Source organism: Nocardia shimofusensis NBRC 100134, from assembly GCF_001613125.1.
Lineage (GTDB): Bacteria > Actinomycetota > Actinomycetes > Mycobacteriales > Mycobacteriaceae > Nocardia > Nocardia shimofusensis.
Window position 1 is genome coordinate 110078 of record NZ_BDBT01000015.1, and the last position, 22502, is coordinate 132579.

General features: G+C 67.9%; 14 protein-coding genes and 1 tRNA gene. 6 read left to right on the forward strand and 9 right to left on the reverse strand.

Annotation, left to right across the window (positions count from 1 at the left end; all coding sequences use genetic code 11):
* Nucleotides 1–167: 167 nt before the first annotated feature.
* Both NS3_RS17860 and NS3_RS17865 read right to left on the reverse strand, forming a co-directional pair.
* Nucleotides 168–7541, reverse strand: a complete 7374-nt coding sequence (locus NS3_RS17860) for a non-ribosomal peptide synthetase (RefSeq protein ID WP_084495707.1) — start codon at nucleotides 7539–7541, stop codon at nucleotides 168–170.
* A gap of 502 nt (nucleotides 7542–8043) precedes the next feature.
* Nucleotides 8044–8937, reverse strand: a complete 894-nt coding sequence (locus NS3_RS17865) for a M23 family metallopeptidase (RefSeq protein ID WP_067861098.1) — start codon at nucleotides 8935–8937, stop codon at nucleotides 8044–8046.
* Between the two features lie 515 nt (nucleotides 8938–9452).
* On the opposite strand from NS3_RS17865, the gene NS3_RS17870 reads away from it, so the two are divergent.
* Together NS3_RS17870 and NS3_RS17875 are read left to right on the forward strand one after the other, a co-directional pair.
* Nucleotides 9453–9845 carry an SCO5389 family protein gene (locus tag NS3_RS17870; protein ID WP_067861100.1) on the forward strand — a complete coding sequence of 131 codons (393 nt, stop codon included), beginning with the start codon at nucleotides 9453–9455 and terminating at the stop codon, nucleotides 9843–9845.
* 351 nt (nucleotides 9846–10196) lie between these two features.
* Nucleotides 10197–11084, forward strand: coding sequence for a bile acid:sodium symporter family protein (locus NS3_RS17875; RefSeq protein WP_067861102.1), 888 nt, complete (start codon nucleotides 10197–10199; stop codon nucleotides 11082–11084).
* 59 nt (nucleotides 11085–11143) lie between these two features.
* Here the strand turns inward: NS3_RS17875 and NS3_RS17880 are convergent, their stop codons facing one another.
* Both NS3_RS17880 and NS3_RS17885 read right to left on the reverse strand, forming a co-directional pair.
* On the reverse strand, nucleotides 11144–12607 hold the full coding sequence (locus tag NS3_RS17880) for a flavin-containing monooxygenase (RefSeq protein WP_067861104.1): 1464 nt from the start codon (nucleotides 12605–12607) through the stop codon (nucleotides 11144–11146).
* 56 nt (nucleotides 12608–12663) lie between these two features.
* On the reverse strand, nucleotides 12664–13806 hold the full coding sequence (locus NS3_RS17885; protein ID WP_067861106.1) for an acyl-CoA dehydrogenase family protein: 1143 nt from the start codon (nucleotides 13804–13806) through the stop codon (nucleotides 12664–12666).
* A gap of 165 nt (nucleotides 13807–13971) precedes the next feature.
* Between NS3_RS17885 and NS3_RS17890 the strand changes: the two genes are divergently transcribed.
* The 3 genes from NS3_RS17890 to NS3_RS30375 all read left to right on the forward strand — a co-directional run bounded on the left by NS3_RS17890 (nucleotide 13972) and on the right by NS3_RS30375 (nucleotide 16244).
* Nucleotides 13972–15609 carry a long-chain fatty acid--CoA ligase gene (locus NS3_RS17890; protein ID WP_067861108.1) on the forward strand — a complete coding sequence of 546 codons (1638 nt, stop codon included), beginning with the start codon at nucleotides 13972–13974 and terminating at the stop codon, nucleotides 15607–15609.
* A 100-nt stretch (nucleotides 15610–15709) separates the two neighbouring features.
* Nucleotides 15710–15782 (forward strand) — tRNA-Arg (locus NS3_RS17895).
* A gap of 336 nt (nucleotides 15783–16118) precedes the next feature.
* Entirely contained in the window at nucleotides 16119–16244 is a 126-nt protein-coding gene (locus NS3_RS30375) for a hypothetical protein (protein WP_281205862.1), read from the forward strand.
* A 362-nt stretch (nucleotides 16245–16606) separates the two neighbouring features.
* Here NS3_RS30375 and NS3_RS17900 read toward each other — a convergent pair whose 3' ends face one another.
* The 5 genes from NS3_RS17900 to NS3_RS29790 all read right to left on the reverse strand — a co-directional run bounded on the left by NS3_RS17900 (nucleotide 16607) and on the right by NS3_RS29790 (nucleotide 21491).
* Nucleotides 16607–17506, reverse strand: a complete 900-nt coding sequence (locus tag NS3_RS17900; protein ID WP_067861109.1) for a fumarylacetoacetate hydrolase family protein — start codon at nucleotides 17504–17506, stop codon at nucleotides 16607–16609.
* Between the two features lie 105 nt (nucleotides 17507–17611).
* Nucleotides 17612–19015, reverse strand: coding sequence for a hypothetical protein (locus NS3_RS17905; protein ID WP_157101404.1), 1404 nt, complete (start codon nucleotides 19013–19015; stop codon nucleotides 17612–17614).
* A 59-nt stretch (nucleotides 19016–19074) separates the two neighbouring features.
* Nucleotides 19075–19584: a hypothetical protein gene (locus tag NS3_RS17910; protein WP_067861112.1), complete on the reverse strand. Its 510-nt coding sequence runs from the start codon at nucleotides 19582–19584 to the stop codon at nucleotides 19075–19077.
* 38 nt (nucleotides 19585–19622) lie between these two features.
* On the reverse strand, nucleotides 19623–20099 hold the full coding sequence (locus tag NS3_RS17915) for a hypothetical protein (RefSeq protein WP_174550484.1): 477 nt from the start codon (nucleotides 20097–20099) through the stop codon (nucleotides 19623–19625).
* 12 nt (nucleotides 20100–20111) lie between these two features.
* Nucleotides 20112–21491: a helix-turn-helix domain-containing protein gene (locus NS3_RS29790; RefSeq protein ID WP_373865319.1), complete on the reverse strand. Its 1380-nt coding sequence runs from the start codon at nucleotides 21489–21491 to the stop codon at nucleotides 20112–20114.
* Between the two features lie 811 nt (nucleotides 21492–22302).
* Between NS3_RS29790 and NS3_RS29795 the strand changes: the two genes are divergently transcribed.
* Nucleotides 22303–22502 (forward strand): hypothetical protein (locus tag NS3_RS29795; RefSeq protein WP_218018255.1); only part of this gene is annotated, 200 nt, incomplete at its 3' end.

A 22502-nucleotide genomic window follows, 5' to 3' on the forward strand; every position in this document is an offset into this window, starting at 1 on the left:
TCGGCGAGCGCCACATCATCGCATTCGAATCACTCCGGCAGATGAACCGAGCGCTACACCGAGCGGCGGTCCGAGTGATATAGCTCACCCCAGCACGGCGGGCATGCTCGCGCACAGCGGGCGAGCCGGACCTGTCGTCGCTGGTCATCTGTCCGTGCGTGGCTGCCTCAGCGGCGCGCGGGCTTCAGGAAATCGGTCACGGCGAAGACCTCCACCCCCTCGGCCTTCCCGGTGTCGACGGTCCGGTCACTGCCGTCGAGGATGACCGCGCGCAGATCGGAAGGCACCGTGAGGTCGATCACGGCCGGTCCCTCCCGGTCGGTCAGCAGGTGGGTGACCCACTCCTCGGCCAGCGCTTCGGCGCGCTCGGCCGGGCTGGTCTCCGGCCCGCCCAGGGCGGCGAGCACGAGTGTCGCGCCCGCCGCGCCCGCCGCGACGACCTCGAGGATCGCCGCGGCGGAGGTCGCCGGGCCGTACCGGAAGGTGCGGGATTCGTAGGTCAGCTTCGTACGGGCCTGCAGCCGGTCGCTCGCGGCGGCGAGCCCGTCGTAGTCGATCGTCTCGCCGGACGAGGGCACGAGTGCGGGATGCTCACCACGGAGCACTCGCACGCGGTTGGCATAGGTGACGGGCCGATTCGATTCCGTGGCGATCTGCGCGCGGGCCGCCTCGGTGTCCAGCCGCAGCCATTGCTCGCCGGAGAACTCGGCGTGACTGCCCACGACCAGGCCGAGATCGGCCGGAGTGCCATCGGCGGGCTCCGGGTGCGCCGGTGTCACCGGGGCCAGCGCGGCGCCGGTCTTGAGCACCGCCCAGACCGCCACCACGAACTCGGTGCCGCGGCCGGCCGCCAGCGCGACGGTGCTGTCGGGCCCGATGCCCCGCCCGATCAACACCCTGGCCAGGCGGGAGGATTCGGCGTCGAGTTCGCGGTAGCTGATCTCGATGTCGCCGCCGGCCACCGCCGGGGCATCGGGATCGTCCTCGACGACGGCGGTCAGCAGCTGCGGCAGTTCGGTGCCGCCGGTGGTGACGAACTCGTCGTCGTCTCCGTCGCCGGTGTCGGCGCCCGCGGCGGACGCCGCACCGGCGACCAGGCCGCGCTCCTCGGGCTCGAGGATGTCGATGTCGCCGACGATCGCGTCGGCGTCGGCGTGCACGGCGCGCAGGATCCGCTCGAACCGCCGCGTGAGCGCCGCGATCGTCGCCTCGTCGAAAAGGTCGGTGGCGTAGGTGAACAAGACGCCGAGCGGTCCGGGCGTGCCGTCCTCGTTCAGCCTCGGCTGCACGATCAGCTGCAGGTCGAACTTGGCGCTGACCTGATCGGAGTCCAGCAGCGAGACGGCCAGGCCCGGCAGTTGCGCGCTCGGCGGGGCGAAGTCCTCGAAGGCGATCACGACCTGGAACAGCGGGCTCTGATCGCGGTTGGCCTGCTGGACGACCTCCGATACCCGCTCGAACGGAATGTCGGCGTTCGCGAAGGCGGCCAGGTCGGTTTCCCTGGCGCGCTCCAGCAGCGCCTGGAAGCCCTCGCCGCGGTCGACCTCGGTCCGCAGGGTCAGTGTGTTGACGAACATGCCGACCAGATCGTCGAGCGCGCGCTCGCCACGCCCGGCGATCGGGGTGCCGACGGCGATGTCGGAGCTGCCCGACATCCGCGCCAGCAGCACCGCGAGCGCGGCATGCACCACCATGAACAGCGAGGCGCGATGGGCGTGGGCCAGCTGGACCAGACCGGCGTGCACGTCCGGTTCGACCTCGAGACCGACGGTCGCGCCGCGTTCGGACGGCACCGGCGGGCGCGGGTGATCCAGCGGGAGATCCAGCGCGCCGGTCAGCCCGGCCAGCTGTTCGCGCCAGTACGCGAGCTGCTGCGCGGCGGGCGAGTCCGGATCCTCGTCGGTGCCCACCACTTCGCGCTGCCACAGCGCGAAGTCGGCGTACTGCACCGGCAGCGGCGCCCAGCCGGGGGCCTCGCCGCCGCTGCGCGAGAGGTAGGCGGTGACCAGGTCGCGGGCCAGCGGGGACAGCGAGAGGCCGTCGGCGCAGATGTGGTGCACCACCAGGACGAGCACGTGCTCACGACTGTTCGGTCCGCCGCACAACAGCCGGATACGCAGCGGCGCGGCCTCGGTGACGTCGAAGCCCGCCGAGAGCAGTTCGCCGATGCGGGCCGCCGGATCGGCCGGTGTCTCCACCTCGAGGCCGTGCGGCAAGACCTCCACGACCGGGAGCACCTGCTGATAGGGCTGTTCGCCGGGAGCGGTCACCGGGAAGCGGGTGCGCAGCGCCTCGTGACGCACCAGCACGTCCTCGACGGCCAGGCGCAGCGCCTCGGTGTCGAGTTCGCCGGACAGCCGGATGGCGAAGGGCAGGTTGTAGGCGGCCGAGGCCGGATCGAGCTGGTTGAGCACCCACATCCGCTGCTGGGCCAGCGACAGCGGCACGTGCTCCGGGCGCGGCCCCTTGACCAGCGGCGGACGGGCGGCGCCGCCCGCACCGGGAACCACGCGCGCGGCCAGCGCGGAGACCGTCGGCGCCTCGAACAGATCACGCACGGAGACTTCGGTGTCCAGCGCCTCGTTCAGCCGGGCGACCGCGCGGGTGGCCAGCAGCGAGTTGCCGCCGAGAGCGAAGTAGTCGTCGTCCGCGCCGACCCGGTCCAGGCCGAGCAGTTCGGCGTAGACGCCCGCGACGATCTCCTCGATCGGAGTGCTCGGCGCGCGGAACTGCCTGGTGCGGAAGGTCGGTTCCGGCAACGCCTTGCGGTCCAGCTTGCCGCTGGTGTTGAGCGGGAAGGCGTCGAGCACCATCACCGCGCCCGGAATCATGTACGCGGGCAGGCTCTTCGCGGCTGCGTCGAGCAGATCGTCGATGTCGACGCTCTCCCCCGGCCGCGGCACCACGTAGCCCACGAGCTGGTCGCCGGTGGCCGTCGGCACCACCAACGCCACCGCCTGGCTGATCGACGGATGCGTCAGCAGCGCGGTCTCGATCTCGCCGAGTTCGATGCGCTGCCCGCGGAACTTGACCTGGAAATCGGTGCGGCCCAGGTATTCCAGCCGGTGCGGCTGATCGCGCCAGACCACCAGGTCGCCGGTGCGGTACATGCGCGCGCCCGGCTCGAAGGGATTGGCTACGAACCGATCCGCGGTCAGATCGGGGCGGGCGACATAGCCGCGCGCCAGCTGGTCACCGGCCAGGTACAGCTCGCCGACCACGCCGGCGGGCACCGCGCGCAAACGCGAATCCAGGACATAGACGCGAATGTTCCACTGCGGCAGGCCGATCGGGACGGTGGTGGTGTCGGCCTCGGTCGCGGGCCAGTAGGTCACCGACACCGCCGCCTCGGTGGGACCGTAGAGATTGTGCACCGCCGCGCCGGACATGGCCCGCACCTCGGCGACCGTCTCCGGCGGCAGCGCCTCGCCGATCACGAACACATCCCGCAACGAAGGCACCGAGCCCGGCGCGGTGTGGGTGGCGAAGACGGTCAGCATCGACGGCACGAAGTCGGTGACCGTCACCTGCTGCGCGGCAATGGTTTCGGCGATGTAGGCCGGATCGCGATGGCCGTCGTGAGTGGCCACGACCAGCTTCGCGCCCGTCCGCAACGGCATGAAGTACCCCCACAGCGACACGTCGAAGGTGGTCGCCGTCTTCTGCAGATACACATCCCCCGGACCCATCGGATACTCCGAGAGCATCCAGGCGGTCTGATTGTCGATCGCCCCGTGCGAGATCGCCACGCCCTTCGGCCTGCCCGTGGAGCCGGAGGTGAAGATCACGTAGGCGGGGTTCTCGCGGCGCAGCGGACGCAGCAGTTCCGCGGCCTCGACCGGCGCGCCGGACACACCGGACAGGTCGACGGTGTCCACGCGCAGCACATCGATGCCCGGGGGCACGGCATCGGAGTCGGCGAGGGTGGACAGCACGCACACCGGGTCGGCGGTGTCGAGGATGTGGGCGATGCGCTCGGCCGGATGATCCGGATCCAGCGGCACATACGCGCCACCGGCGGTCACGATCGCGTACATGCCCACGACCAGGTCCAGCGATCGCCGGATCGCCAGGCCCACCAGCGATTCCGGGCCGACGCCCTGGGAGATCAGCAACCGGGCCAACCGGTTGACCCGCTCGTCGAACTCGCGATAGGTCAGCTCGGCGCCCTCGTAGGCGAGGGCCACCGCGTCGGCGTGCTCGGCGACCGCGCGGCGGTAGGCCTCGTGCAGCAGTTCCGGGGCGAGCGCGTGGGCGGTGTCGTTCCAGTCCCGCAGGATGCGCTGCTGTTCCCAGCGTTCCAGCAGTTCGATGCTGCCGACACTGCGCTGCGGGTCGGCGACCACGGCGGTCAGGATGCGACGCAGGCGCTCGGCGAAAGCGGCCATGGTCGACTCGTCGAACAGGTCGGTGGCGTAGATGAAAGTGGCGGCCATACCCGCGGGCGCGCCGTCGATCTCGTGCGGCACCAGGGTCAGTTCCAGGTCGAACTTGGCCGGCGGGGCGCCCAGTTCCAGCGCCGAGGCGGTGAGGCCGGGTAGTCGCAGTTCGGTGTGCGACATGTTCTGGAAGGTCAGCATGACCTGGAACAGCGGGTGCCTGGCCATCGAGCGGGCCGGGTCGAGCAGTTCGACCAGCCGCTCGAAGGGCAGGTCGGCGTGGGCGAACGCGGCCACGTCGGTGCGGCGGACCTCGGCGAGCAGTTCGGCGAAGCTCTCGCCCGGATCGACCTCGCTGCGCAGCACCAGGGTGTTGACGAACATGCCGACCACGTCATCGAGCGCCTCGTCGCCGCGCCCGGCCACCGGGGTGCCGACCGCGATGTCGGTGGTGCCCGACAGCCGGGCCAGCAGCACCGCCATCGCGGCGTGCATGACGAAGAACAGCGTCGAATTGTGTTGCTTGGCCAGCGCGCTCAGCGCACCGTGCAATTCGGCGTCCACGGCGAAGGAGTAGCCGGCCGAACGGTTGGACATCACCGCGGGGCGCGGGCGGTCGGCGGGCAGATCCAGTTGCTCGGGCAGTCCGGCCAGCTGTTCGCGCCAGAACGAAACCTGCTGGGCGAGAGTCGACTCCGGGTCGGATTCGGCGCCGAGGGTCGCGCGCTGCCACAGCGTGAAATCGGCGTACTGCACCGGCAGCGGCTCCCACCCGGGCTCCGCGCCGGTGGCGCGCACCGAGTACGCGGACATGAGGTCGCGGGTCAGCGGGCCCATGGAGAAACCGTCGGCGGCGATGTGGTGCACCACGCACACCAGCACATGGTCCTCGGGAGCGAGCGCGAACAGCCGCAACCGGATCGGCGGTGCGAGCGTCACGTCGAAGCCGTCCATCGCGAGCGCGACGACCTGGGCGACCAGATCGTCCTCGGTCGCGGGCGCCAGGTCCATGGCGGGCACGGCGCGCGGATCCTCGATCGGCAGCACCACCTGCGTGCCCTCGCCGTCGACCTCCGGATACACCGTCCGCAGCACCTCGTGGCGGGCGACGAGATCGCCGACTGCCGCGCGCAGGGCCGCCACGTCCAGCGAACCGGACAGCCGAACGGCCACCGGGATGTTGTTCACACCACTGTCGGTGTCGAAACGGTTCAGGAACCACATCCGCTGCTGCGCATAGGACAACGGCACCCGGTCGGGGCGGGTCATCGCGCGCAGCGGCGGGCGCGTGGACCCGCCGACCTGATCACGCAACCGGGCCGCCAGATCGGCGACGGTGGGACATTCGAACAGCAGCGGCAACGGCACGCGGGTGTCGAGTTCGGCGGCGATGCGGGCCACCGCCTGGGTGGCCATCAGCGAGTTACCGCCGAGAGCGAAGAAGTCGTCGTCCGCGCCGACCCGCTCGCCGGGACCGGCCTCCGGGATCAGCAGCGCGGCGAACACATCGGCGACGATCTGCTCGAACCGGTCCGACGGCGCCCGGAAAGCCTTGCCCGCGAACACCGGTGCGGGCAACGCGGCGCGATCCAGCTTGCCGACGGCGTTGAGCGGCAGCTCGTCGAGCACCACGATCGCCGAGGGAACCATGTAGGCGGGCACGGACTTTCCGACGAACTCCGCCACTTCGGCGGTATCGAGCCCGGCGCCCGCCCGGCTGAGCACGTAGGCGACCAGCGTGGTGGCCCCGGAGGGCAGCGTGACGCCCAGGGTGGCCGCGTAGTCGATGTCCGGATGCGCGAGCAGCGCGTTGTCGATCTCGCCGAGTTCGATGCGCAGACCGCGGATCTTGACCTGGAAGTCCGAGCGGCCCATGTACTCGAACGCGCCGTCGGACTCGCGGCGGCGCACCAGGTCGCCGGTGCGATACATCCGCGCGCTCGCGCCGTCGGATTCGGCGACGAACGGGTTGGCGACGAACCGCTCGGCGGTCAGATCCTGCCGATTGCGGTACCCGTAGGCCACCGAGGGGCCCGCCAGATACAGCTCGCCGACCACGCCCGCGGGCACCGGTCGCAGCATCGGATCGAGCACATAGGCGCCGACTCCGGGGAACGCGGTGCCGATGGTGACCGGCTCGTCGGCGCGGAGTTCGGTGCCGGTCACGATCACGGTGGTCTCGGTGGGGCCGTAGACGTTGTGCATGGTGCGTCCGGGCGAACGCCAGCGGTGCACCAGCTCCGCGTTGACCTTCTCGCCGCCGACGACCACGGTACGGATGCCGTCCAGACCCGCCGGGTCGACCGATTCCAGGGCGCCCGGAGTCATCATCAGGTCGGTGACCCGCTCACGACGCAACAGTTCGGCCATCTCCGCGCCGCCGAAGACCATCGGCGGCGCGATCACCATCGTCGCGCCCCGTGGGAACGCGAAGAGCATCTCCATCAGCGAGAAGTCGAAGCTCGGCGAACTCAGATGGGTGATCGTCGAACCGAGGCCGACGCCGATCCGAGCGCCCGCGGCGACGACCGGTCCCAAGCCGTGATGGGAGACCACCACGCCCTTGGGCTTTCCGGTGGAGCCGGAGGTGTAGATGATCCAGGCCGGATGGGCGGCGGTCAGCGGCCGGACCCGGTCGGCGTAGGAGATCGGGTGCGTGGGATGCGCGGCGATACGGGCGAGCTGGTCGGGATCATCCAGTTCGATCCACTCCACCCCCGCGCCGGCGGCCTCGGCGCCCAGCGCGTCCCGATGCCCCGAGGTCGTCAGACCGGTGCGGATCCCGGAGTCGGTGAGGATGTGGGCGATGCGATCGGCCGGGTAGGCCGGGTCCACCGGGACATAGGTGGCGCCGGTCTTGGCGACCGCCCACAGGGCGGTCACCGATTCGATCGAGCGCGCGATGCCCATGGCGATGTGGTCGCCGGGGCCGAGGCCGCGGGCGATCAGTTCACGCGCCAGCCGCGAGGAGCTCTCGTCGAGTTCGCGGTAGGTCAGCTCGCGCTGGTCGGCCGGTTCGCCGGTCGGGTTGAATCGCAGTGCCACCGTGTCCGGCGCGGATTCCACCGCGGCCGTCAGCACCTGCGGAAGTAGAGTCGCACCGGAACGCCGGCGTCGCCCGCCCGCAGTACGTGTACCCGCAGTCCGACGAGCGCTTTCCATCCGGCTGCACAACCTCTCGCGTCAGTCATGGCCCCTGTGGGCCGCTCTCCTGCGCCGGCGCAATCCGGGCCAATCCGACCGAAGCGCCATTGCCCCCGACAATGTCGGCATCGTGTTCTAATCGTCGCCCCGCTCCGACCCGTTGCCGCGCAGTGATGTAGCTCACAGCGACGGACGGCATACAGAACGCGGCCGAGGGGTACCACCCGTGGCGGAGGGCCGAGCGGACGATCCGCCCCGGGCATCGGAGCACCATGTCGACCTCGGCGCCCGTTCCTCCCTTCGGACGCGCCGCGGCCGGAGCGTGCTACCGCCCGGATCGGCAACACAGTTGCCGTGACCCACCCCTGCTCGATACCGTACCGGCCCCGGGCGAACCCGCCGAATCCGGCTGGTCGCCGCAGTGCGTACCACCGGGAACAGCGGTGCACAGGAGGAAAAGCCGCGACCCCCTCACGGCCGGGGAAGGCGTGAGGGGGTCGACGGGACGGTTCGCGCGGTCTCAGTGGGCGTGCGAGGGACCCCACTGCATCGGCACACCCTTGGCGGCCAGATAGGGCTGCGGATCGATCTTGTTGCCACCCTGATCCCAGATCTCCAGGTGCAGGTGCGGGCCGGTGGACTGACCCCGATTACCCACGGTCGCAATGACATCGCCCGCGTTGACCCGCTGACCGGCCTGCACGTACATGTCGTTCACGTGCCCGTAGACCGCGGTGGTGCCGTCGTCCTGGAGCACCCGGACCCACAGGCCGAAGCCGGAGGCGGGACCGGCCTCGATCACGGTGCCGTTGCTGACCGACTTGATCGGCGCGCCGAGCGCGTCGGCGAAGTCGATGCCGTAGTGCATGGTGCCCCAGCGGGCGCCGTAACCGGAGCTGATGACCCCGGCGACCGGACGCACGGCCACGGGCGGCGCGAGATGCTGCTGGACGCCCTTGAGGATGTCCTCGACCTGAGCCAGCGGACCGGCGATCTCGGCGGGCAGATCCGGGAGGCCGAAGGGCTGGGAGATCGACTGCGCGACGGGCGCGGCGACCTGGGTGACCGGCGGCTCGGCGGCCTCGGCGGGGGCGGCGACGGCCTGCGCGGCTTCGACCAGCGGGATCTCCCCGGTGCCCTGGAAGGTGATGGCTTCTTCGGCGACGTCGGTATGACGCTCGGGAGCCAGCGGCGAGGCGGCGGCAAGCGCGGGGGCGACCTGCGCGGCCACGCCGACCAAGGCGGCGCCGGCGACAGCGGCGCCCGCGGCGGCACGGATGCGCTCGCTCTGGGCGGGCGCGGCCCGGTGCCGGGTGGGACGGGTCGCGACCGCGATGGCACCGCGCCCCTCGGCACTGGAGCCGAGAAGGCTCTCGACAGTGATGGAGCTGGGGCCTACCCGGTGCTGCGACATACGTGCGTCCTCGCGTCCGTCCTACAGTTGCCAACGAACGCCGTCACATCACGCGGTGCTCACCCCGGACGACCATGTCGTCGGAGATCGGCCGGAAGTCACGATGTGTAACGTTTCGGCATCCGTTGTGATGGGAACTCTACCCGGTCGTGACCATTTCGCAACCTTCCAGGTGGACCCCCGATTGAGGCATATGTCACGGCGGTTGCCGACACGGGTCGATCACGATTGCCCGCCCCGCCTCCGGGACACCGGGACACGCTGCGACCTGCGCACAACGCTGCAACCTGCGCACAACACCGCGACCTGCGCACAACGCCGCGAAGAAGCCCGCAGGAGCCGGTCGCGACGCGCGGCGAGCATCGGCCGCGCCACGGGGAACAAATGCAAGCACATCCGCCGCGATATCGAAAGTTGGCGCGGAGGAACGTCTTTGACGCCGAATCCAGTCTTGTTGACAACAATTGTCGTTTAGAATCGAACGCGCACCGCCCCCGACCCTGGAGGAGAGCGCCATGTCCCTCGATGTTCCCGCCGCCCTACTCGAACGCGCCGAACGCGGCGACGTCGACGATGCCGAGTTCGTCGACTGTGTGAAGAACTCGCTGCCCTACGCCTGGGAGGTGGTCAGCCGGGTCGTCGGCGAATTACATTCGGGCGCCGACGAATACGCCGACAACACGATCGCCCCGCCGGACGACAAGGCCCGCGGCGAACTGCTGCGCGCGCTGGCCTCCGACGCGATCCGCGGCGGCCTGGAGCGCCACTTCGGCGTGAAGCTGGCCTTCCAGAACTGCCACCGCGTCGCGGCCTTCCCGCTCGCCTCGGTCGGCGGCGAGACCTACTCGACGTTCATCAGCACCCGCGCCCAGTTGCTCAACCAGAGCCCGGAACTGCGCAACTGCTGACGGCGCGAAAGCACCGCCCCTCACCGGCAGGAATCCCTGTGCCGGTGAGGGGCGGTGCTGCCTCGGGTGAGGTCTTCTCCTCGTCGGTTACCTGATGTAGCCTGCGCCATACCATTCACAGCCGTCGCGTACCCGCGGAGCGCGCGCTCGATCCGACCGTGCGAGGAAAGCGCGGAGTCGCCGAGATGATCTCGGCCGCCATCAGCTCCCGTCAGACACCCCGATGACCCACGCCATCGCGCGGGCCGATCGAACCGCCGCGGCGGGAGGGCTGCGGCGACAGCCGGAATCGGCCCGGCCCAGGAACCCACAACGAGCACGCGTGCCGAGATGGTAGATCGAAAGAAGTAGATGAACGATTCAGCACTGATCACCATCGGTTTACCGATCGCTCTCGCGATCATCATGTTCGGACTCGGGTTGACTTTGACCGTCGCCGATTTCAGACGAGTGGCACGAACCCCGACCGCGGTCGTGATCGCGCTCGTCCTACAGATCCTGGTCCTGCCGCTGATCGCCTTCGGACTGATCACCCTGTTCGACCTCGACCCGCTGCTGGCGGTGGGAATGATGTTGCTGGCCGCCTCACCCGGCGGAACCACCGCCAATCTGTTCAGCCACCTCTTCGGGGGCGATGTCGCACTCAACATCAGCCTGACCGCGATCAATTCGATCCTGGCGGCCTTCACCATCCCGATCATCACCAACCTCGCCATCGCCCACTTCGATGCCGATGGCGAACTCGGATTGCAGTTCGCCAAGGTCATCCAGGTCATCGCGATCGTGCTGATCCCGGTCGTGATCGGCATGCTGGTACGCCGACGCTGGGCGGAATTCGCTCAGCGTGCCGATCGTCCGGTTCGTGTCTTCTCCATCGCGGTGCTGGTGTTCGTCTCGTTCGGCGCGCTCGTGAGCGAACGCGACAACTTCGCCGACTATGCGAGGCAGGTCGGTGTGGTGACCGCCTTGTTCTGCCTGGCCAGCCTCACCCTCGGCTACGCCGGTGCGCGGCTGCTGCGACTCGAGCAGCGCCAGGCGATCGCGTGTTCGATGGAGATCGGGATCCACAACACGACCGTGGCTCTCACCATCGCGCTCAGCGTGCTGGACAGCACCGAGGTCGCGATCCCCAGCGCCGTCTACTCGGTGCTCATGTACATCCTGGCCACCGGCTTCGGCTTCCTGATCACCAGACTGCCCGCACGCACCGACACCGCTGCGTCCTCACCAGCCCGCTAGCGCGGCCGAGCACCGGTCTCGGCGCCTCGTCTGCCGGGCGGGTAACGTGTCCGAGCCGGTCAGACCAGCGCCTGCCCCACTTCGTACTCGCCGGGATCGAATCGCCGTGTCTTCGCACGGAACAGCGAGGTGACACCCGGCCAATTGTTGGTGATCCGCCCGGCGGCATTGCGATACCAACTCGAGCAGAAATTCCACGGCGTCGTCTTCAATCGCCGTTGCAGCCAATCGTCCCAGTTCTGTTCGACATCGGCGCGCGCCGCCAGATGACGGCCGGGCCGTGCCGTCACATAGGAGACGACCTGCCGGATATAGCGCGCCTGCGACTCCAGCATGTAGATGATCGAGCCCGCGCCGACATTCGTGTTCGGCCCGTACATCATGAACAGATTCGGAAAGCGCGGCACCGACATGCCCAGGTAGGCGCGCGCACCCGCCGAACCCCACACATCGGCCAGCTTCACCCCGCCCAGCCCGTAGATGTTCATCGGCGCCAGGAATTCGGTGCCTTTGAACCCGGTGCCGTAGACGATCACGTCCACCGGATGTTCCACGCCGTCGACCGTGCGCACCCCGGCCGGGGTGATCTCGGCGATCTTCGTGGTCTCCACCGTGACATTCGATTGCCCCAGTGCGGGGAAATAGTCGTTGGAGAACAGCCCGCGCTTGCATCCCGGCTCGTAGTCCGGCGTCAACTTCGCCCGCAGCACCGGATCGGATACCTGCGTCCGCCGGTGCCGGTCGGCCAGCGCCACCACCGGCCGCTTGATCCACGGCAGGTCGGTGAGACCGAGCGCGAGGAATTCGAAGGTCGCCCAGATCAGGAAGCGTTCGGCCAGCCGCACCGGTGGCACGTACTCGAACAGCTTGTGATGCACAGGCTGGTACTCCACATCCGGCTTGGGCAGCACCCACGCCGCCGAGCGCTGGAACAGCGTCAGCTCGAGCACCTGCGGCTGGATGCGCGGAATGTACTGCACCGCGCTCGCGCCGGTGCCGATGCAGGCCACCCGTTTGCCGGTCAGGTCGATGTCATGGTCCCACTCGGCGGAATGGAACGACGCGCCCGCGAAGGTGTCGATGCCGGGAATGTTCGGCAGGGCGGGCCGCGAGAGCTGCCCCACCGCGGACACCAGGATCGTCGCGCCCAGCCGCTGCCCGTCGGCGGTGGTGACCGTCCAGCCGCCGGTGGCCTCGTCGAATTCGGCGTCGGTGACCTCGGTGCCGAACCGGATGAACCGCTCCAGATCGTACTTACGCGCGACCGTGTGCATGTATTCGTGGATGTCGCGCTGCTCGGAGAACCGGCGCGGCCAGTCCGACCTCGGCTCGAACGAGTACGAATACAGCGGCGACGGCACGTCACAGGCCGCGCCGGGATAGGTGTTCTCCCGCCACACGCCGCCCAGATCGGCGGCGCGTTCCAGAATGACGAAATCGTCGAACCCGGTGCGCCGCAATTCCAGCGCGAGGCCCAAACCGGCGAAACCGGCTCCGATGATCAGGACGGACGGCGTTCTCATGACCCGAGCCTAAGCGCAGAACCGGCCTCGGGACAGGGGTCTGAGGGCCCCCGCCGTCACTTACTCGCGAGTTGCCTCGCGATGACCAGGCGCTGGATCTGATTGGTGCCCTCGAAGATCTGCATGACCTTCGCCTCGCGCATATACCGCTCCACCGGGAAATCCTGGGTGTAGCCGTAGCCGCCGAGCACCTGCACCGCGTCGGTGGTGACCTTCATGGCCGCGTCGGTGGCGATCAGTTTCGCCACGCTGGCCTGGCGCGAGTACGGCAGTCCGGCGTCGCGGCGGCGGGCGGCGTCGAGGTAGGTGGCGCGCGCGGAGTCCACCGCGGCGGCCATGTCCGCGAGCACGAAGCCCAGCCCCTGATGGTCGATGATGTTCTTGCCGAACGCCGCACGCTCCTTGGCGTAGGCGACGGCGTCGTCGAGGGCGCGCTGCGCCAGCCCGGTGGCGACCGCGGCGATGCCCAGGCGGCCGGAGTCCAGCGCGCTGAACGCGATGGTCAGGCCCTGCCCCTCGTCGCCGATCAGCCGCTCGTCGGGCAGGAACACGTCGTCGTAGGCGGCCGTGGTGGTCGGGATGGCACGCAGGCCCATCTTCTCCTCCGGCCTGCCGAACGAGAGCCCCGGCGTGTCCTTGGGAACGAGGAAACAGGACACACCGCGCGATCCCTCACCCGTGCGCGCGAACAGGGTGTAGAAATCGGCCCGGCCACCGTGGGTGATCCACGCCTTGGAACCGTTGATCCGGTAGCCGCCGCCGACCTTGGTCGCCCGGCAGCGCAGTGCGGCGGCGTCGGAGCCGGCATGCGGTTCGGAAAGGCTGTAGGCGCCGACGGTCTCACCGGAGAGCATCTCGGCCAGCCAGCGGTCCTTCTGCTCGGCGGTGCCGAAAGCGAACAGCGGGTGGCACGACAGACTGTGCACACTCACCGCCACCGCCACCGCCGCCCACCGCGCGGCCAGCTCCTCGAGCACCTGGAGGTACACCTCGTAGGGCTGACCGCCGCCGCCGAACTCTTCCGGATACGGCAGGCTCAGCAGCCCGGCGGCGCCGAGCGCGGGGAAGACCTCGTCCGGGTAGGTCTCGGTCTTCTCGCACTCGACGACCCGCGGCTCGAGCACCTTGTCGGCGATGTCGCGGGTGAGGTCGAGCAGGTCCCCGGCCTCCTGGGTGGGCAGCATCCGATCCACTGGCATGCGCCTTTTCTACCGTCCCGGCTCCGCGGCGGGCCACCCCCGTTCGGGGGTGGCGCCGCCACTATCGCCTCGCGCACCCTTGTCCCGCGTAACATCCCGGTGTGACGTGGCTCATTGCTCCCGAAGCGAGCAGCCCGCCACCGATGAGTTAGGAGTTCCCGCGAAATGTTGAGCACCATGCAGGACGAGCCGCTGTCGCTGGCGACATTGCTCCGATACGCCTCGACGTTCCAGGGCGACAGCACCGTGTCGACCTGGACCGGCACCGGCGTGCGCACCATCACCTACCGTGAACTCGGCGCCCAGGCGGCCCAGCTGGCGAACGCGCTCACCGGCCTGGGCGTCGGTCGCGGCGATCGCGTCGCCACGTTCATGTGGAACAACAACGAACACATGGTCGCCTACATCGGCGTCCCCGCGATGGGCGCGGTCCTGCACGCGCTCAACATCCGCCTGTTCCCCGAGCAGTTGGTCTACGTCGCCAATCACGCCGAGGATCAGGTCGTCATCGTCGACGGCTCGCTGCTACCGCTGTTCGCCCCGCTGCTACCCCAGCTGAAGACGGTGCGCCACGTCATCGTCGCCAACGGCGACGCCGCGGAGCTCACCGCCCCCGAAGGCGTCCAGGTGCACTCCTACACCGAGCTGCTCGGCACCCAGTCCGACGAGTTCGACTTCCCGGTGATCGACGAACGCGAAGCCGCCGCCATGTGCTACACCTCCGGCACCACCGGCGACCCGAAGGGCGTCGTCTACTCGCACCGCTCCAACTGGCTGCACGCCGTGCAGGTGCTCACCCCGATGAGCATGGGCCTCAGCGGCACCGACATCGTGCTGTCCATCGTTCCGCTCTTCCACGCCAACGCCTGGGGCATGCCCTACGCCGCGCTCATGTCCGGCGCGAACATGCTCATGCCCGACCGTTTCCTGCAGCCCGGCCCGCTACTCGAGATGATGGCCGACCAGAAGCCCACCTTCGCCGCCGCCGTGCCCACCATCTGGGGCGGCGTGCTCGCCGGCCTGGCCGCCCACCCCCAGGACATCTCCCACCTGCGCACCGCCGTGGTCGGCGGCTCCGCCGTCCCGCCGTCGATGATGCGCGCCTTCCAGGAGAAGCACGGCGTGCGCGTCCTGCACGCCTGGGGCATGACCGAGACCTCCCCGCTCGGCTCGGTCGCCAACCCGCCTGCCGGCGTCACCGGCGAAGAGGAATGGGAATACCGCTTCACCCAGGGTCGCTTCCCCGCCGCCGTCCAGGCCCGCCTGGTCGGCGACGACGGCAAGGTCGTCCCCAACGACGGGAAGTCCCTGGGCGAGCTCGAAGTGCGCGGCCCCTGGATCACCGGCTCCTACTACTCCCCCGACGGCGCTGAGGTCGATCCGGACAAGTTCGACGACGGCTGGCTGCGCACCGGCGACGTCGGCAAGATCACCCCCAACGGCTACCTCACCCTCGTCGACCGCTCCAAGGACGTCATCAAGTCCGGCGGCGAGTGGATCTCCTCGGTCGACCTGGAGAACGCCGTCATGGGCCACCCCGCCGTCGCCGAGGCCTCCGTCATCGGCGTCCCCGACGAGAAGTGGGACGAACGCCCGCTGGTCGCCATCGTCCTGGCCGACGGCGCCACCGCCACCGCCGCCGAACTGCGCGACTTCCTCGCCGACAAGTTCGCCAAGTGGCAGCTGCCCGAGCGCTGGACCTTCATCGACGAGGTCCCCAAGACCAGCGTCGGCAAGTTCGACAAGAAGCGGCTGCGCACTCGGTACGCGGACGGCGAGCTGGACGTCGTCACCCTCGACTGAGCTGATCCGAGCCCGGCGGTTCCGATGACCGCCGGGCTCGTCCCGGGAACAATTCGGCTCCCGGCCACCGGACCCGGTAGACTCTCCGACGTCCATATCGGCCTTCGTAGCTCAGGGGATAGAGCACCGCTCTCCTAAAGCGGGTGTCGCAGGTTCGAATCCTGCCGAGGGCACACACGTAAACCCAGCTCAGGCTGGTTTCCTATCCGCGTCTGCTGTCGCCGAGCCCGGCACGGTACGCAGGGAGTACGAAGTAACGAAGTTCCCCCGACGCGGCACAGCGGTGGGATGGAGGGTGGGGAGTCCTTCCAGGGAAGCCTTGCCAACAGAAATCAGGGCGTTTCAAACTTGCGGGCCCTGGCTACTGTCAGCTCGTCGCTACTCAACGTTCGAAAGGCGGCGCAATGCCCCGAATGGCATCGAAAATTATTGTGGCGGTCGGCGTTACGTTGTCGGTGGGCCTCTCGCCCGCAATGGCCTCAGCCGCACCGGTGACGGCGGATCCCGTCGTGACGCCCCAGGCTTCCACCGGTTCCGACGCGATCGACCTCACCCGGCTCCTGCTGAGGTGCCTGACGACCGGTTCCACGGTCGCCCCTGGTGATCCGATGGGTTTCCCGGCGATCTGCGTGTAGCGGACTGCTGGACATCTCGGGTGTGCCGGCCCCGCGACGTCTATCGCGGTGCGGGGCCGATGCGGTGAGCCGGTCACCCGTGGATACCCGCACCGACTGGTCTACACGACTCATCTACGGAGTGTGCGGATATTCCGTGCCTCCGATCTGCCTCCCCGACCTGCTCGAAATCGTGGAGCGCATCGGCGAACGGGCGCTGCTGATCGACTCGGTCGAATCGGCTCGCGGCGCGGCGCACTCGACACCTTGGGCCGAGTCGGCGAGCGCCGGGTGCAGGGCCGAATTCGACGCTACGCGGGTCGTTTACGCGTGCATATGCCTACCACCGGTGACACGTGTCGGCAGAGGGCGGCGGATACGTATCAGCTGGTGATGCGGTGTTCGACCTCGCCGATATCATCGAGGGTCAAGGTGAGGACATCTCCCGGCTCGAGCCAGTTGCCGGTTTCCATACCGCTGCCGCCGGGCAGAGTGCCGGTTCCGAACAACTCTCCAGGAAAGAGATGTTCGCCATGGGAAGCGTGAGCGAGGACTTCACCGAGGCTCCATCGCATCCCGGCGCTCGATACCGTGTCGACGGTGTCTCCGTTGATTCTGACCGACCCGGTGAGGCTATCGATACGTGGCAAGATCTCGTCCGCGGTCACGGCTGTCGCCGACATCGAACTGGCGAAATGCTTGGACTTCTGCGGTCCGAATCCGCTGGCCATCTCGGCGCGTTGGATGTCACGCGCGCTGAAGTCGTTGAGCAGGACGAATGCACCGATCGCGGCAGCAGCCTGCTGCGGCGTCGCACAGTACAGGGGCTCGGCGAGAACGAATCCGATCTCGAGTTCGTAATCCAGTGCCGACGAGTAGTCCGGAGCGCAGATCGGGGTACCCGACGGGACGAATGTCAGATGATTTCCCATGTAGTAGATCGGCTGCTGATAGAACAACGGCTTCGGCTTGAACAGCGGAAAGCTCCGACCAGTCAGCCGCTCCACCGCAGCGGCCAACCTGTACTGCGTCGGATGGAAGCGGCGCACCAGACCGCGGCTGGCATCGATATTGTGCTGTTCGAACAACATGAAATCGCGAAAAGATGCCGGGTTGAACGGCAGCAACAGCTCCGACTCCCGCAGGTGCCCGTCAGCGACGCCGAGCTCCCACTGATCACTGAACACCTTCCCGCCCAGCGGTTCTGGATGCGCAGACCACCGCCCATCACGCAAACACTGGGTCTGCAGACCATCCTCGGTCCGCACACGACGCAACTTCATCGGGGTCCCTTCATGCAGAACAGCAGCGTACTGGGTGCACCCGGCAGATGACGAGACCTCCGTCAGCGGGCGCCAGGACGGTCGATACGCAGCGTCCCGGACTCCCTACCAGCCGCGATCCGGGCCGCGGTCGATACCTCGTTCCCGGTCGCGCTCGGCCTCCCGATGCCGTCCCCGACTCACCGGCGGACGATGGAGCGAAGCCTGTCGCGCCGCCTCCGTCGCCGGTTCGACAGTGCTGACCTCCACTACCTCGCGCATCAAGACCTGATCGACCGACAAGCCTCGGTCGACATCGCGCACCATCCGCGCCAGGCGCCGCTCCGGCGCATCGTGTTCGACCTCGACGGCCGGACAACCCGACCGCTGGTAGCTGTGAACCTTGCCCGAAGAGCCATATCCGGCTTCGTGACCGTCGTGGACGGCACGAAACCGTTCCAAGTCCAAGCCCGCGACCTGCTCCGGCGTGATCAACAGCCGCTCGGCCTGCCGACGAGCCTGCTCGACCGCGATCTCCCGCTCCAGCCCTCCCCTGCCCTGGTAACGCTGCTCCACCGACCGCACATGCTCGACGCTCAGTTGCTGCACCCGCGCGTTGTGTTGTTCGGCGATCTCCCGCCACTGCCCCCGCTCGACCTCACGTCCGATCTCCCCGAGACCGCGAACCACATCCTCGCGGCGGCGCTCCCGTTCTTCCTCCTGCAACTGCTCCATCGCGCGCATCTGCTTGTCGCTCAGCCGCAGACCAAGCGATCGCAGGAGGCCACGGGCGTTCCTGCGCTCGGCCTCCCTGATGTTCTCCAGCCTCGTGCTCAACCGCTCATGCTGCTTCTGCAAGGTTCCGGCGTCGAGGGACTTGCCGACCTCGGCGCGCTCGGCGATCTCACGCAACTGCTCTCGCACTTGCTCACGATGGCGCTCACGTTGTTCTGCCAACGACTTGCCCGTCTCGAGCACCTTCGTGAACGCTCTCCGCCGCCCAGGATCCTTGCGTTCCCGAACTTGCTCCCGCGCCGCCTGGCCGACACCCGGCAACTCGAGCTGCTGCCCCCGTTCCAGTTGCCGCCCCAGTGCCCAGACCTCACGAGCATCCGCCCGCGAAACGATCTGGTGGGTGAACTTGTCCGGAAAATCCCGCTGCAATTTTTCTATCCACTGCTGCGCCGCCGGTGAGATTCTTTCACCGGCAACCGAACGCAGGAGTAGATGTTCGACCTTGCCGTCCCGGATCAACTCGTAGTCCTGGCGCAGTTGACGTACATCCTTACGTCCACCGATCTCGCCTGACTTGTCTTCGATGGCTCGGACAGGACCATTCTCGATGCGGCCCCGCTGCTTGTCATAGCGGCGATACTTGCCGCCATCGGCAAGTAATTCGTGTTCCCGTAACGGTCTCGAATAGCCGCGTTGGCGATCGCGGAAGTATCGATCGGTGCCGTTCTCCCAGATTCGGCCACGCGCATTGTTGTCGAACGATTCGCGATCTCTGTCGTATCCGTCACGAGACATGACCAACCCACCCCCACCATGCAGGTTTTCTCAGTTGTGAAGCATCGAACCGTCAGCCGTTAGATGCCCGAATTCGCGAGTCTGGCGTACTCCTCACGCATCTCGTCGGCAAATACAGAGAAGGCTTCCCCGAATTCTGCATGGTCAGCAACGCTCTCCATGAGCTCCCATGCCGTGACCTCTTCCTCGGTTTCGTCGCCGAGCCATCGAAGCGCGGGATTAACGCTGTCGTAGAGGGAGTGTTCCCGGCCGTGCCATTCGAAATCGAACCACTCAGCCCGCGCGAACTTGATGTAGCATTCGCCGACGAAACAGATGAACTCATCCGCAGCGTCCGCACTCTCGGGCTTCATGGCTGTTTCCATATCCGGAAACAGCTCGGCGACAAGGGCATCGAGTTTCTTCACCTCCGGCGAACCGGCGGCCCAGGGTTTGTTCGGGATGCGGGTGACCCCCGCACGGTCCATGAACTTCCGCGCCTGGGCTGTCCGGCGTTCGGGATCGACCCAGTCACCCCAGGCGGTCCGTTGCACTTCGAAGTCCAAGCCCAACTGCTCGTCGGTTCCCATGCTCTTCCCTTCTGTCAGTTGCCGCTGATAGACGAGGGCTACTCGCGCGCCGCGCCGTCGGGCCAGACCACCGTGACCGGGATTCCACGCTCGCGCGCCGACTCGACCACCGACGCTGTGCCGCCGGTCTGCCCGGTGTCGCCGTCCCACACCGCCACCAACTGGTCCACGCTGCCCAATACAGCCTCGTTCGCCGCCTCGTACGCCTCCCGCCCGGCGGCGTCGAAGTCCATCACCCGCACCACCGACGCACTCCGCACGAGCTCGTCGAACACCTCGAGGTGATCAGGCTTCACCTTCGCGGTCCGGTAGTTCCGCGAAGGCAACACCACCTCCAACTGTCCACCCACGTCGAGAACCGCACGCGCGAAAACACTGTCGGCGCCACGCGCGATGCACGACACCCCGACCACCCCGCTCGGGTAGCGGCCGAGCAGGCCACGCAGCACCTCGTACACCGATGCTGCTGTCGCCTCGGTGATGTTCACATGCCCGGTGACACCGATCCGCACCATGCCGCGCTACTCCTACACACTCGTGGTGACCAGTGGCCGCATCCGCTCCCGCAGCTCGGCCACCGCCGGGACCATCGCGTAGGCCCCCGTGCGGTTGTACACGGTGGCTATCTTCTTCGCGACACGATCAGAGGTGGTCTGCTCGGCCACTGCCAGCGCGTCATGCGCGATCCGGCAAGCCTCTTCGGGCTCTCGCTGGATGAACCGCGCCTCCACCATGTTCAAGTGATCAAGCGCAGCCGACCGCCGACGGCCTGGAGGGCGGACCGCGATGGCAAGATCGATATGCTCGGCGGCTTCACCCGCAAAACTCGGGTCGGTGCGTGCGATGTCGAGCAGCCTGCCCCCGATCGTGCCGGTCAACTCAGCGGCGTCGAAGTAATGGATCCAGTAAGGGTCGCCGGTACGGTCCGCATCGTCGAACACCGCGCGGGCCTTCTCAGTGGTCCGGCGGAACGCCGACGGCCGCCCGAGTTTCGCGTACGCCCATGCCTCCCGCAGGTACAGCATCGCCTCAGTGGCCGAGGTCATACGACCCGCCGCATAGTCCTGGGCGATCCGCACCAGCTCGAGCGCGTCGGCTGGTTGCTGCAGTGACAGCAGTTGACGCGCCATACCTGCGAGGACCACGGCGCAGAACGGGCGGTCATCGGCATCGCGGGCGGCACGCACCGCCAGCGCGTAGTAACGCTGCGCCATGTGCTGTTCCCCGCAGTCCCATGACATCGTCGCAGCAGTCTCTGCCAGCTGGGCCATGGTGCTCGACAAGCGTCGACGGATCTGCGGCGGGTGCGATTCGGTCAGGAGGTCATTGACTTCGGCGAGTTGACCGATCACAGCCTTACGGCGGAGTCCGCCACCATGCTGGTCGTCCCACGCGCGGAACACTCGCGCAGTGTTTTCCAACGCGGCTACTTCGGGCAACCCGACCCCGGGCCGCGCTGTGCCTGGGACAACGGTGCGCGTGGGCTCGGCCAGCCACCGCTCCAATGGTTCGAGCAGCGGCGTGCCTACCACTACCCCGAATAGGGTCCGGCTGAGCTGACGGCGGTCGATCATCAGATCCTCTCGGGTGAGGTCGTCCGCTACCGCAGTCGCGGCAGCGGTCCATACCGTTGGGTTCCACTGCACGCTGGAGTCGGCGGTGCCGGTCGATAGCAGCGCAATCGAAGTCGCCGCCGCGAATCGTGCACGTTGCTCGGGGGTCGCGCGTTCGAGCATCGTGGTCACGATCTCCACGGTCTTGTCCGAAAGAGTGATGGCCGCGCGCAGCTTGGCCCACTTCTTCACCGTCGACAGTGCAATGCCGGATCGCTGCGCGAAACGTTCCTGCGTGAGCCCCAACGCCTCTCGCAACGCTGTCGCCTGCGCCCCGGTCCATGTGACCTGCATACCCAACTCTGACCTCCTCCCAGGCACTCGTACACCACGAGTAGACCGGAGTAGACCGCGAATTGGACCAGGGTAGACCGCAATGTCGTTCTCTTGGAGCCGCTCGAGAGATTTGCTCAGTGCAGGCCCCGACGCCGGGCCGGCTGTCCTTTCGCTACTCGAGCCCCCGGCGTCGGGCGTCACCCACACCACGGAGAGAGAAGCACGCGACTGCTGATGCACACCGGGCACTTCTTTCCGGAAACGTCTCCAGTTCAATTGATCAGTAGGGGGATTCAAAGATGTATGCCAATGATGCTTGGATAGTCCTGGCGGTAGCGCCGCTGTCGTCGCTGCTCGTCCTCGTCCCGTTCTTCATCGATTTCCGATCCCGCCGACATCGCGTCCCGATCACCGAGCCGACGCACCGGATTCGGACGTCGCATTACACGCCGTTCCACCCCTACAGCCTCGAAGTCGCCAGAGCGATAGCCATCGAACACGCCGACTGCCCGAGCAACCGATGCGGCGCGAAAGCCTCCGCGATGAGCGTGCTCACCGCAGCGGGACTCACCTGCGCGACGAGGGGGCACCGATGAGCGTTCATGAGTTGAGGCCACGCAAGAAGCCGCCCGTCGACGAGGGCTGCGACAACGGGTCCGTGCCCGGAATCACCGATAAATGGGCACGCGGGATCATCGCGATCCACGAGGGTTGTGAACCCGCCTGCCCGCGCAAAGCGACAGCCCTGCGGTATCTCGCGGACACGGGGGCGGAGACTGAACCTGCCCCTGGACCGCCGCAGGACAGCGGAGCATAGGCGGGTGCCCATATGTGGGACATCATCGTCGTGTTCACCGTGGTCGCCGGCGCCGCCACGTTCGCGTTCTGCCTCGTCTCTCCAGCAGACCACATCGAGGACCCGCCAACGGAGCGCGCGCCTCGCGAGCCCACCTGCACCGACACACGGCCGATTCCTCCGTGGGTGCACACGACACCGGCCCGGCCCCTGTCCATCACGCAGGCACACCA

Coding starts and splice junctions, on each gene's coding strand:
- NS3_RS17860 (WP_084495707.1), bottom strand. CDS start 7,541: ATGGAAAGCGCTCGTCGGACTGCGGGTACACGTACTGCGGGCGGGCGA.
- NS3_RS17865 (WP_067861098.1), bottom strand. CDS start 8,937: ATGTCGCAGCACCGGGTAGGCCCCAGCTCCATCACTGTCGAGAGCCTT.
- NS3_RS17870 (WP_067861100.1), top strand. CDS start 9,453: ATGTCCCTCGATGTTCCCGCCGCCCTACTCGAACGCGCCGAACGCGGC.
- NS3_RS17875 (WP_067861102.1), top strand. CDS start 10,197: ATGAACGATTCAGCACTGATCACCATCGGTTTACCGATCGCTCTCGCG.
- NS3_RS17880 (WP_067861104.1), bottom strand. CDS start 12,607: ATGAGAACGCCGTCCGTCCTGATCATCGGAGCCGGTTTCGCCGGTTTG.
- NS3_RS17885 (WP_067861106.1), bottom strand. CDS start 13,806: ATGCCAGTGGATCGGATGCTGCCCACCCAGGAGGCCGGGGACCTGCTC.
- NS3_RS17890 (WP_067861108.1), top strand. CDS start 13,972: ATGTTGAGCACCATGCAGGACGAGCCGCTGTCGCTGGCGACATTGCTC.
- NS3_RS17900 (WP_067861109.1), bottom strand. CDS start 17,506: ATGAAGTTGCGTCGTGTGCGGACCGAGGATGGTCTGCAGACCCAGTGT.
- NS3_RS17905 (WP_157101404.1), bottom strand. CDS start 19,015: ATGTCTCGTGACGGATACGACAGAGATCGCGAATCGTTCGACAACAAT.
- NS3_RS17910 (WP_067861112.1), bottom strand. CDS start 19,584: ATGGGAACCGACGAGCAGTTGGGCTTGGACTTCGAAGTGCAACGGACC.
- NS3_RS17915 (WP_174550484.1), bottom strand. CDS start 20,099: ATGGTGCGGATCGGTGTCACCGGGCATGTGAACATCACCGAGGCGACA.
- NS3_RS29790 (WP_373865319.1), bottom strand. CDS start 21,491: ATGCAGGTCACATGGACCGGGGCGCAGGCGACAGCGTTGCGAGAGGCG.